This is a genomic window from Chitinophagaceae bacterium, assembly GCA_016713085.1.
Lineage (GTDB): Bacteria > Bacteroidota > Bacteroidia > Chitinophagales > Chitinophagaceae > Lacibacter.
In genome coordinates this window covers 1,148,875-1,161,206 of the sequence record JADJPV010000002.1, presented here as the reverse complement: position 1 = coordinate 1,161,206, position 12,332 = coordinate 1,148,875, and the positions used below count along the sequence as shown (strand labels likewise).

The window sequence follows — 12,332 nt, the reverse complement described above, 5'->3', positions numbered from 1 at the left end:
ACCATAAAGAAGACAGAAATCGGAGAAATGGCCGTTTCTAACACCCTAAACCCTATGAGGGGACACTTCCCTATACTATCCTCAACTTGAAAAAGTTGAGGATTTTTTAATGAATCCTGTCGCCCCTTATTTCCATTCTGTTCATCAGATCCTGTTCAAAAGCCAGCCATTCTTTCCAGCGTTTCCGCACTTTTGGTTTGGGCAGGTAATGTTCGGCCATGGTAATAAAGAGGGTATAATGGCCGGCTTCACTTTCCATAAACTTGCGGTAGAATTTGCGCAGATAATTATCGTTTAATCCTTCACTCAACCGTTTAAAACGTTCACAGCTTCTTGCTTCAATCAACGCCATTGTCAGAAGTTCATCTAAAAAAACGATCATCTACATGACCACCTTTTTCTGAAACGAAAGCAGTTCATTTACATACACATCTTTGCGCTGGCGTCCGAGCTTTAATCCACGTTTATGTAATTCAGTCAGTACCGAACGGAAATGTCCCCATTCTTCTGTAACAATGGGAGCAAGTTCTGTGATGAGCTTTTCGTATTCGCTGTAACGCTGAATGAGTGTAATACAAGTTGTTGCTGCTTTCTGCTCACAATAGGCATGATCTGTTAAAATGGCTTCCAGTGAAATAGAAGTAAGATCCACCCACCTGGGATCTGTAGGTAACTGTAAGCCGAGTATATTTTTTACATCAATAGTTTCTTCCTGCATTTTGTAAAAGTACAGCTACGGAGTATAAAATAAAAAAGGCTCACCTGAAAAAGTGAGCCCGTCAAAAGAAATCCAAAAAACCAAAAAAAGCTTTCATCTGCAGGTTAGGAACGGCCGGTTACAGATAATTCAGTTTTAATAAGTACAGACGATAAGGTTAATGGGTATTGATATTGCAAATAGAAGCATGTTTTTTGAACAGAACAATACAACAAAGCGGTTATAGGGTAGCAGGTGTTAACAGAAACTTTGTAACATCTGTCTGCATGAATTGGCAATCATGTGCTTTTTAGTTAATTTCCAATTTTATAACCAATAATTATGCGACTGCTTCCCATCCTGGTTTCTACTGCAATTACTATCGGTCTTGTGTACGCTCTTAATACCAAAATAGGACCTGCACCTCCGTTAGGAAAATTCTTAAGTCCGCAACACGGGTTTTGGCAAAATGCTGAACCGGCCAATGAAAATTTCAGCCAGGATTTAAAATTCCCTGCATTGAAAGGAAATGCCAATGTTTACTTTGATGAGCGATTGATACCGCATGTGTTTGCAGAAAATGATGAAGACTTATATTTCATCCAGGGATTTCTGCACGCTAAATTCCGTTTGTGGCAAATGGATTTTCAAACAGAAGCAGCAGCAGGAAATGTAAGCGCAGTGATTGGTGACAAAGCAATTAATTACGACAGGGAACAACGCAGGCTGGGAATGGTATATGCAGCTGAAAAAGCATTGAAAGAAGTGGAGAATGATCCTGAAAGTAAAATGGCTTTTGATGCTTACAGCAATGGAGTAAATGCATACATCAGTACATTAACGGAAAACTCTATTCCTATTGAATATAAGCTGCTCGATTATGAGCCCAACAAATGGACAAACCTTAAAACAGCATTGCTGTTAAAGATGATGGCGAAGATGTTGTCATCAGGAACAGAGAATGATATTGTGAATACCAATGCCAAATCACTGTTCAGTATGGATGAATTTAAAATGATTTATCCCCAGGTGCATGATTCACTGGAACCGATTGTACCGAAAGGAACAATCTTTGATAACCCCGGCATTGTTCCTGTTGCACCAACAACAGCCGATTCAATCTACTTCGGTAATAAAGATGTGGTGAAATACCAGGAAGTTTCTAAACCGGATATCAATAACGGCAGTAATAACTGGGTGGTCGCCGGTTCAAAAACACAAAGCGGAGTTCCCATTCTTTGTAACGATCCGCATTTGGAACTTTCTTTCCCTTCCATCTGGTACGAAATGCAATTGCAAACACCATCAAGTAATGTGTACGGAGTATCACTTCCCGGAACTCCCTATATCATCATCGGTTTTAACGACAGCATTGCATGGGGAGTTACTAATGCCCAGCGTGATGTGAAAGATTATTATGAAATCAAATTCAAAGATGCAACCCGAAAAGAATACTGGTTCAATAATCAATGGATAACTGCTGATCAACGTGTTGAAACAATCAAGGTAAAAGGCGGGGCTGAGTATTTAGATACCGTTGCTTACACTGTATTTGGCCCGGTTATGTTTGATGAAACATTTTCCAACGAAATCAGTAATAAAAAATCACTGGCAGTAAGATGGACAGCACATGATCCAAGCAATGAAGGAAAAACATTGTATATGCTGAACCGTGCAAAAAATTACGATGAGTATGCTGAGGCCATCAAGTTCTTCAAATGCCCCGGACAGAATTTTGTATTTGCTTCCAAAGCCGGTGATATTGCTATTTGGCAGCAGGGAAAATTTCCTGCACGCTGGAATGGGCAGGGCTTGTTTGTAATGCCCGGACAGGACAGCAGTTTTATGTGGCAGGGATTTATTCCGCAGGCTGAAAACCCGCACAGCAAGAACCCGGTTCAGGGATTTTTGCAAAGTGCCAATCAGCGACCTGCCGATTCAACCTATCCCTATTTTATTCCCGGCAGCTATCTTACACCGAGAGGTATTACTATCACAAACAGGTTAGCCGCTATGACTGGAATTATTCCAGATGATATGAAGAAACTGCAGTACGATTACTTTAATACGTTTGCTGAAGATGCAAGAACGATTTTATTGTCGTATGTACGGGAAAATGAGCTGGATGCAAATGCAAAGAAGTATGTGGAGATGCTGCGTAACTGGGATTTATATGCAGGACCTAACTCAACAGGTCAAACTGTTTTTCAAACATGGTGGGACAGTCTTGAAGTGGAAATTTGGAAAGATGATATTACCAGGGTAACCCCTTCTGCCAACTGGCCCGAAGAAGAAACATTAATGGAACTGCTGAAGAAAGATTCAGCGATGCTGTTTATTGATAACATTAATACCCCACTGAAAGAAACCTTGTTTGATGCAGTAACCAAAGCCATTAAAAAAGCATCGTTTGATCTGGAGACTGAAGAACGGGCGGGAAGACTTTCATGGACAAAACATAAAGACCCAACGATTTATCATTTACTTAAAACAGCCGTGATGCCTTTTGCAAGAACAGGCATTCCAGTTGGAGGAAACGGAAATATTGTAAATGCTGTTACCAAAAGTCATGGCCCCAGCTGGCGCATGATTGTTCAGCTTACAAAAGAAACTGAATCTTATGTAGTGTATCCCGGCGGACAAAGCGGTAACCCCGGCAGTAAGTTCTATGATAATTTTGTTGATACCTGGGCCAAAGGTGAATACTACAAAGCATGGATGATGAAGAAGGGAGAGGAGAAGAATGAGAAAGTGAAATGGACTCTTCGATTTAAAAAAGGATAAATATCTGAACCAATTAATTGCACAACATGAAATTTATCGTTGCCTTTATACTCACTGCTCTTTTAAGTTATGCTGCCGGATTATATTTTCCCTGGTGGAGTATTGCTATTGCTGCCTTTATTGTTGCAGCATTGCTTCCGCTAAAACCGCTTGCAGCATTTACTGCAGCTTTCAGTTCTGTATTCATTATGTGGGTTATCCTTGCATTGTCCATTGACATGAATAACAATCACCTGCTGTCCATGAAAATATCTGAAATGCTGTTTAAATCGCATTCTCATGCACTCATTATGTCAGTTACAGGTTTGATTGGTGGATTGGTTGCAGGTTTTGCAGCTTTGGCGGGTTCTTATCTGCGGAAAAGCAAGGCTGAACAGAATTAGTTTTTTGCTAACAATCGCAGGAGTATTTTCGCCGTAATGATTAAAACATCTCTTCTCCTTTTATTCGCATTCATTACACCAACTGTTTTTGCTGGAAAAATAACCGGTAAAATCAGTAATGAAAAAGGAGAGGCGCTTCCATTTTCTTCCATATCAATTAAAGGGAAAAAAGAAGGAACATCAGCTAATAATCAGGGCAGTTATTTTTTTCAATTAGATCCCGGCACTTATACGATCATCTGCCGCCATGTTGGTTATGAACGGATGGAAAAAACCATCACTGTTGGTACAGATGACCTTGAACTCAATTTTACTTTGAAAGAACAGACAGTGAGTTTAAAAGAAGTAGTGGTGAAAGCCGGTGCAGAAGATCCTGCCTATGCCATCATCCGCAAAGCTATCAAAAAAAGAAAGGAATACCTGAATGAGAATGATGCTTTTCAATGTGAAGTTTACAGCAAGGGTGTGATGAACTTAAGGGATTTCCCCAAACAATTCTTTGGGCAGAAAGTAGATTTTGAAGATGGAGACAGCAGCAAACGAAAGATGATCTATCTATCTGAAACTGTTTCTAAACTTTCTGTTGATAAACCCAATAAAGTAAAGATTGATGTAATCAGTACAAGAGTGAGCGGGCAGAGAGATGGATTTGGTTTTGCCGGTGCCGGGTTCCTGTCGTTTTATGAAAATAATATACAGATCAGCAATGCACTCAATCCCCGTGGATTTGTTTCTCCTATTGCAGAAAATGCATTGAACTTCTACCGCTATAAATATGAAGGTGCGTTTGTGGAAGAAGGAAAACTCATCAACAAAATTAAAGTAACTCCCAAGCGCAAATACGAGCCCTGTTTCAATGGTTATATCAACATCGTGGAAGATGAATGGCGCATTCACAGTCTGGAGATGACATTGACCAAACAAAGCCAGATGAGTTTTGCTGATACAGTACGCATTGAACAATTGTACCAGATGCTGGGAGTGAATCAATGGGTATTGCAGAGCCAGGTTCTTATTCCGGCGGTGAAATTTTTTGGATTTGATGCGTATGGAAGTTTTGCCAATGTGTACCGCAACTTCAATACTGATCCTTCCTTTACCAAAAAAGATTTTGGCAACACCATTCTTAAGTATGAAACAGGCAGTAATAAAAAACCAATCACTTACTGGGACAGCATCCGTCCGTTACCATTAACGGTAGAGGAGAAAAGAGACTATATCAAAAAAGACAGCCTCGAACAATTACGGAACGATCCGCATTACCTTGATTCGCTCGACCGGATCAATAATAAGATTAAGTTCAGCAATATTCTGTTTGGCGGTAAAACAATCAGTAATCAAAAAAAGAAACTTACTTATACTGTTCCTTCTTTATTGCAGGGTGTAAGTTTTAATACTGTTGAAGGATTGGTGCTGGATGTGCCAATTACCATCAGAAAAGAATTTACTGACAGGAAAAGTTTAACCATCATTCCGCATCTGCGCTATGGCTTCAGCAGTGAACAGTTTTACGGATGGGGAACAGTTCGCTACAACTTTGGCAAAAAATATTTCTCCAACGTTTCTGTGAGCGGTGGTAAAAGGATTTTTCAGCACAACAATGAAAACCCTCTTGAACCAATGCAGAATACATTTTCAAGCTTATTGTATAAGAATAATTTCATGAAATTGTATGAAGCCAATTATGGCCGCATCAGTTTCAGTAAAGGAGTAGGAGCAGGGTTTACAGTGTTTGGAAATTTTCAATACCAAGACAGGATTCCTTTACAGAACACAACTGAGTACAGCTGGAGCAATAAAAAACTGAAATCATATACCGCAAATTATCCGGCTGAAAACCCTGCAGGTAATTTCATCCGTCACCAGGCAAGTGTATTAACATTAGGTGTAAGCATTCAGCCAAAATCAAAATATATTGAGTTTCCAGACAGAACCATCAACATCGGTTCAAGCTGGCCGACGTTCAATTTGCAATACACAAAGGGTATCAACGGATTATTTGGAAGTGATATTGATTACGACAAATGGCAACTCACTGTTCGTGATAATCTTAACCTGAAATTGGCAGGCCGGTTCAATTACCGTTTACAGGCTGGAGGTTTTCTCAATAGAAAATCTGTACTGATACAGGATATGAAACATTTTCCCGGTAACCGTTTGTTTATATCAACTGATTATCTGAGTATCTTTCAATTGACTCCTTATTATTTATACAGCAATAAAGAGTCCTTTTACGGCGCTGCATTTGCAGAACATCATTTCAATGGATTTCTTACCAATAAAATTCCGGGAATTAAAAAGCTGAACTGGAATTTAGTTGCCGGTGCAAGCGCCATGTGGCTGCCCAAACAAACCTATGCTGAATGGCATATTGGGTTGGAAAATATTTTCCGTTTTTTCCGGGTTGATCTTGTTAGCGGTTATCAGCAGGGCAAAAGACCTGTTTATGAAGTGAGGCTTGGCACTTCGTTTAATATAAGCAGGACAGATGATTAGTTTTGCCGGGAATACGGAAAGACAGAAAGACGGGAAGTCAGGAAGTCAGAAAGAGTGATTCTGATATTTCAACCTCAATGACTTTTTTACTGCGTCTTTCTGACTTGCGGACTATTCTCTTTCTGACTTTCCCTACCTTCGCACCGCTTTAGAATTTTGCCCAACCTGCAATTGGGGTTCAAAGCTTTTATAAAGGACTAAAATTCATTAAAGATGGCACAACTGCACAACCGCATCTCCCGCAGGGAGTTGAAAGAACGTATTATCAACGATCCCACTCCACGTACCACTATTTCCTTTTACTGTTATTTTAAAATTGACGAGCCTCCGGTTTTTCGTGATACACTTTATAAAGATTTTTCAGCCTTGGGTGTGATGGGAAGAATTTACCTGGCGCATGAAGGTATTAATGCACAGATCAGTGTGCCGACTGAAAACTTTGAAACATTCAGGACCTATCTCTATTCCATTAAACCACTAAACGGCTTACGTTTGAATATTGCTGTAGATGATGACGGCAAAAGTTTTTATGTACTGGATATAAAAGTGCGGAATAAAATTGTAGCCGATGGAATTGATGATCCGGCTTTTGATATGGCCAATAAAGGCCGGTATGTGAATGCAGAACAGTTTAATCAATTAACCAATGATCCTAACACCGTGGTGATTGACATGCGTAATCATTATGAATATGAAGTAGGCCACTTTGAACAGGCCATTGAAATACCCAGCGATACTTTTCGTGAACAATTACCGATGGCAGTAGAAATGATGAGTGCAGATAAAGACAAGAATATCATTATGTATTGCACAGGAGGTATCCGTTGCGAAAAGGCAAGTGCTTATATGCTGCACAAAGGATTTAAGAATGTGTTTCATTTAGAAGGCGGTATCATCAACTATGTAAACCAGGCAAAAGAGAAAGGGCTTGATGTAAAGTTTCACGGAAAGAATTTTGTGTTTGATCAAAGGCTTGGAGAGAGAGTGACAGAAGAAATTATTTCCCACTGTCATCAGTGTGGTAAACCTGCTGATACACATGTGAACTGTGTGAATGATGCCTGTCACCTCCTGTTTATACAATGCGATGAGTGCAAGGAAAAAATGGAAGGAACCTGCAGCAAGGAATGTCTCGACTTTATTCATTTACCCGAAGAAGAACAGAAAGCTTTACGTAGCGGAATTGATAAAGGAAGAAATGTGTTTAATAAGGCGAAAGCGAGATTGAAGGGGTTGAAAGGGGAGTAGGATGCTGTTATTGCCATACTCGAAAAGATGAGCAATAAATTTGTATCGGCTCCTAAGACATAGACGAAAGCTTAAAAAGAACTAATGAGTCGGGTTTCGTCAATAATAACAAAAGCACTTAACTTGAGGTGTTTTTCATTTGTAAAATTTAAGTTTATGAAAAACATGACGCACTTATTTTTAATTCTTTTTTTGTCTGCTTGTAACGCACAACAGCGACCTGATGAGTTGCGATTTAGTCAGGTTAACTGGACTTTAAAAATACCACCATCATCCAAAATTCTTGATAAACAGCAAATTGATTCATTGCAAAAGGTGACTGTTGATAAATTAAAAGTAACAAAAGATGAAATAGGGGAATATGAAACTCTTTTTATATTTCTTCATGACCGGCTTAACGGTTTCAGTAGTACAATTAATAAATTTGATAAACCTTATAGTGTCTGGGTTAAAAATCACGAACTAAATAAACAATTCATTATTAAATCGCTTCAAGATCAGAAAGGTAATATTGAAATTATTGATACATTATCCTCACGTGAGGTAATTGATGGAGCCTCTTTTGAAAAATTTTATGTTGAGATAATGTATCCAGGCACCAATATTAAAATGCACAATTATTGGTATAATCGTCAACAAAATGGATATGATTGGACAATATCTATAAATTTTGTAGATGAAGAAATTGGTAAAGAATATTTTGATTTATTGAGGGGATCTAAAATTGACCACTAAAGAAAATGTTCAGGAGTGACGCAAGAATGCCAAACGGACATATTATTTCCTGAGTGAAGAAAATGGAAATATAATTTCTCATTTTACCCAAATCGCCCAAACCAGCCACGCCAATATCAATCCAATTGCAGCAATCAGCAATCCGCTTACTCGTTTCCGTTTAATATATAGAATGAGGATAATACCTGTAAGTGAAACCAGGGTCATTAAGATAGCAGACACATCAATCAGTACCGACCAGCCCGATCCGCTGTCTCTTCCTTTGTGCAGATCATTTAGCACACCAACAAAACCTGCCTGCATAAGTGCAACTTCATACTCGCCACTTGTACGATCAATAAATGCATCTGCACCATAACCTGGGCCTTTAAAAGAAAGACTGCATTGTGCATCATCAATTCTGAATTCAGCCAGTGCAGCTTTAATGCCGTGTGTTTTGCGGAGATATTCTACGATTTCCAGTTTGGCAATCTTTGTGGTATCAGTATTATTCACCCAGTTTGAATCAAGCTTTCCTTTTTCATTGGAAGATTTTAATTCACCTGCAAAAAAATCAGGATGATTTAAGGTTAATCCTGTTACAGCGAAGAAAAACACAATCGCAAAGCTGATCATGGATACATAAATGTGCAACCATCTCGACAGCTGTGCGATATTGCGTTCCCAAACGATCTGCCGTTTACTTTTCCCTGAATTATTTTTTTCTGTAGTCGATGGCGACTCCTGCAATTTCAACATTTCCTTTCAAATTATATTTCTGAGCAGTTTCATTGCAATTGATTTCCTGGTGCAGCAAATCATAACCTCCATGTTCACGCACCACTTCAATATAAACGGTGTACTTACCGGGTTTCACTACAGTTCCTTTATCATCTTTACCATCCCATTTCAACGTATAAGTTCCTGGTGATCGGGTTGCACTGGTGGTGGTAACATAGTCTGCCGGATTGTTATAATAGGCAACGCTGTTGTCACGGTACCATTCTCTTAAATCACGCAGCCAGCGGGGTTTGTTGTACCAGAGGGCAATTGTTTTTACTGTTGCGCCATTGCTGTCTTCAACCCATACCGCTGCAAAAGGACGTTTGGCAAATCCCTGCTGCTGACTCAGTTCAAGAGTAACGAGTAATTCATTTTTCCAGTCTTTTTGTGTAGAATGATTTGATGTGGAGGTTGCCGGTACAATCAGTTCCAGTGATTTCCAGTTGGTACTTTCAATACGTTCACCATTTTTTGTAATGAGGAGATATTCAGCTCCCGGTACAGTTGCAGCAAGAGTAACACATTCAGCAGGAGTGAGTACATTAAATGCAGTTGCCAATGCACCGGCATCCGTAGCAGATGGAGCTACGACTGTTGCACTGATAATGTCATTGGCCGGTTGTCCTGTACGAGGATCAACTATATGTGAATACCAAACTCCATTAATCAGTTCGCCACGGCGGTAATTACCACTGGTGGCAATGGCTTTATTGCTGATGAGTAATTGATCAATCGGTGCGTCATTTTCTGCATCGGCTTTGGGGTCACTGATCTGAACGGTTTCATTCATGTCGCCTGTAATAACCATATCACCGCCAATATTTAAAAGGATACCATTGATTTTAGCAGCAGACATGGCTGCATTGGTGGCTGATTGAATAATATAGCTTTTTGCAAAAGAGTTTAAACGGAGTGGGGTATTGGTTAAATGTGTTGCGGTTTGACTGGTTGTATCTAATTTCCAATGTGTTTGTTTTACCTGCAGGATTGCACTGTTGATTTCGGTTTTTGTCGGAATATGTCCATCTGTTGCAGACTGTTTCCATAATTTACCGATTACTTCTGCTGAAGCATCCAGTACACCATTGGTTTGCATGCGCCATTGATCGAATAAACTCAGTACCGTGAACAGATCTTTTGAAACATGTACAGGTTGATTGAAGGTTTTCATCCATTGGCTGAACTCACTGTTAGCATCATAACCACTGAGAATATTGTTCAGGCGTTTTATTTCAGCCAGTGCTATTGCTTCTGCCAGTGCAGCCTGTTTTTGTGATGTGGCGGAAACTTTCAGTTCCATAGATGTACCCAGTACATTTTCATAATGGGAAATATACGAACGGGGAACTTTTTTTGACTTAACCCCGGAATTTGCTGAAACAATACCTGCGAAAAGAAAAATAAATGAAAGGACAAAGGCAACTGATTTCATAGAAAAGAATATTACAATAATTAAGGATAAAAGTAAATCTTATTTCGTTTGGACGATGTTTGGAAATAAAATTTGCGGGGAGAGTGTTAAAAAGAGAATAACTAACAGATGTGTTTGTTGGAATGCCTACTAACATTCAATTTGTGTGCAAAGTAAAAGGCTTGATCGCTGGTAAGTTGCTTTGACCGTAATTTTTCAGATATCTATGTTAGTCAATTCCAAGATCACTGGTAAATGATTTCTCAGGTAAAATCTCATAATATTCCACGCCAATTTTATCAACTGTAATACCCATTACCCCAATATAAATTTCATGTTTGCAGGTAATGTTGTTCTGATTCAACAAAGTGAGATAATTATTGGCGCAGACTGCATTTGTGAATTGTTCTATGGTAATTGTATTCCAATCATACATCGGAGTCCAGTTAATCAATTTTTTCAATTTATCACTGAACTTATTACTGGCAGTATTAACCACAGTCGGCTTAGGTACTTCAAGACCGAGTAAATTTTGAAATGTTTTCCAGTTGTCTTTATTTACGGGCGATAAATAGTTCGAGATCAAATCTGACATCATAATTTGAGAAGCTGACGTATCTGTTTTTAAAATACAATCAGAGATTTTTGAAAATATTTCATTTTGCAATTTTCGCTCATCTGAAGTTATGTTCAGGTAAATGGCTACTGTGTCAACCATATTCTGGACTGTGGCTATTTTTTCTGCAACAGGATCAGGTATTTGAATCCTGAAATAGTTTTCTACCTCCATTAATAATTCCACGCTGTCTAAACCCATAAGTATATTTTTTACCCAAACCACTCACTTAATTTCTTCAAGTCAACATTGCCACCCGAAAAAATGATGCCCACTTTTTTGCCTGTAAAGAATTCTTTGTTTTTCATCAGTGCGGCAAAGGGAACCACAGAGCTTGGTTCTATCATTATTTTCATCCGTTCATAGACAAGTCTTAAAGCAGCAATCATTTCATCATCGTTTACAGTAAGAATGTCTGTTACATATTTCTGTATGATCGGAAAGGTAATATCACCGAGCTTGGTCAATAATCCATCCGCAATCGTATTCACAAAAGGAGCGGCTTCAATCTTTCCTGTTTTCAATGACAACACTGCATCTGCTGCACCTTCGGGTTCACCGGCATATACTTTTGTTGCAGGAGAAAAATAATGAGCACTTAACAATGTACCGCTGAGTAATCCGCCGCCACCAACAGGAGCAAGGATCATATCGAGCCCGGAAATTTCTTCAATCAATTCTTTAGCGCAGGTTGCCTGGCCGGTAATAACACGTTCATCATTGTAAGGATGAATAAATTCAGCCCCTGTTTTATCAACAATATTCTGCAAAGCCGTTTCTCTTGCCTGCTGATTTGGTTCGCAGAAAGTTATTTCAGCACCATAGCCATTCACTGCATCTACTTTTACTTTTGGTGAAGTGCTGGGCATAACGATATATGCTTTTGTTCCTACCTGTCGTGCAGCAAAAGCAATTGCCTGTGCATGATTGCCCGATGAATGTGTGGCAATTCCGTTCTTCAGTTTCTCTTTTGGCAGGGTCAGCACGGCATTCATTCCACCACGTATTTTAAAAGCACCGATCTTTTGAAAATTCTCACACTTAAAAAATAAATCAGCACCTGAAAATGTATTTAGCGTTTTTGAAGTTAGCATAGGCGTTTTATGAATGAATGGTTTGATCCGTTCATGTGCTTCTATGATCTGTTCTTTGGATATGCTCATTGGTTTACGATTATTAGTTGAAGCAGTGCACTAATGT

General features: G+C 39.2%; 9 protein-coding genes and 1 pseudogene. 5 read left to right on the top strand and 5 right to left on the bottom strand.

The genetic code is table 11. The annotated features are described in order from the left end of the window. Positions 1–106 precede the first annotated feature (106 nt). Positions 107–718: pseudogene (locus IPK31_18080) on the bottom strand (tRNA-(ms[2]io[6]A)-hydroxylase). A 321-nt stretch (positions 719–1,039) separates the two neighbouring features. Between IPK31_18080 and IPK31_18075 the strand changes: the two are divergent. The 5 genes from IPK31_18075 to IPK31_18055 all read left to right on the top strand — a co-directional run bounded on the left by IPK31_18075 (position 1,040) and on the right by IPK31_18055 (position 8,343). Further along, positions 1,040–3,481, top strand: coding sequence for a penicillin acylase family protein (locus tag IPK31_18075; GenBank protein MBK8089675.1), 2,442 nt, complete (start codon positions 1,040–1,042; stop codon positions 3,479–3,481). Positions 3,482–3,507: 26 nt separating this feature from the next. Next, complete coding sequence (locus IPK31_18070) at positions 3,508–3,864, top strand: hypothetical protein (protein MBK8089674.1); 357 nt, start codon at positions 3,508–3,510, stop codon at positions 3,862–3,864. Between the two features lie 36 nt (positions 3,865–3,900). Next, positions 3,901–6,360, top strand: a complete 2,460-nt coding sequence (locus tag IPK31_18065; GenBank protein ID MBK8089673.1) for a carboxypeptidase-like regulatory domain-containing protein — start codon at positions 3,901–3,903, stop codon at positions 6,358–6,360. A 213-nt stretch (positions 6,361–6,573) separates the two neighbouring features. Further along, entirely contained in the window at positions 6,574–7,608 is a 1,035-nt protein-coding gene (locus tag IPK31_18060; GenBank protein ID MBK8089672.1) for a rhodanese-related sulfurtransferase, read from the top strand. Between the two features lie 156 nt (positions 7,609–7,764). Beyond that, positions 7,765–8,343, top strand: coding sequence for a hypothetical protein (locus IPK31_18055; GenBank protein MBK8089671.1), 579 nt, complete (start codon positions 7,765–7,767; stop codon positions 8,341–8,343). 78 nt (positions 8,344–8,421) lie between these two features. Here IPK31_18055 and IPK31_18050 read toward each other — a convergent pair whose 3' ends face one another. From IPK31_18050 to IPK31_18035, 4 genes are all read right to left on the bottom strand, one after another. Next, positions 8,422–9,081: a PepSY-associated TM helix domain-containing protein gene (locus IPK31_18050; protein ID MBK8089670.1), complete on the bottom strand. Its 660-nt coding sequence runs from the start codon at positions 9,079–9,081 to the stop codon at positions 8,422–8,424. Further along, on the bottom strand, positions 9,038–10,537 hold the full coding sequence (locus tag IPK31_18045; GenBank protein MBK8089669.1) for a DUF2271 domain-containing protein: 1,500 nt from the start codon (positions 10,535–10,537) through the stop codon (positions 9,038–9,040). The genes IPK31_18050 and IPK31_18045 overlap by 44 nt, the downstream gene beginning before the upstream one ends. 208 nt (positions 10,538–10,745) lie before the next feature. Then, positions 10,746–11,333 carry a hypothetical protein gene (locus tag IPK31_18040; GenBank protein ID MBK8089668.1) on the bottom strand — a complete coding sequence of 196 codons (588 nt, stop codon included), beginning with the start codon at positions 11,331–11,333 and terminating at the stop codon, positions 10,746–10,748. An 11-nt stretch (positions 11,334–11,344) separates the two neighbouring features. Further along, entirely contained in the window at positions 11,345–12,295 is a 951-nt protein-coding gene (locus IPK31_18035) for a pyridoxal-phosphate dependent enzyme (GenBank protein MBK8089667.1), read from the bottom strand. Positions 12,296–12,332: the final 37 nt, after the last annotated feature.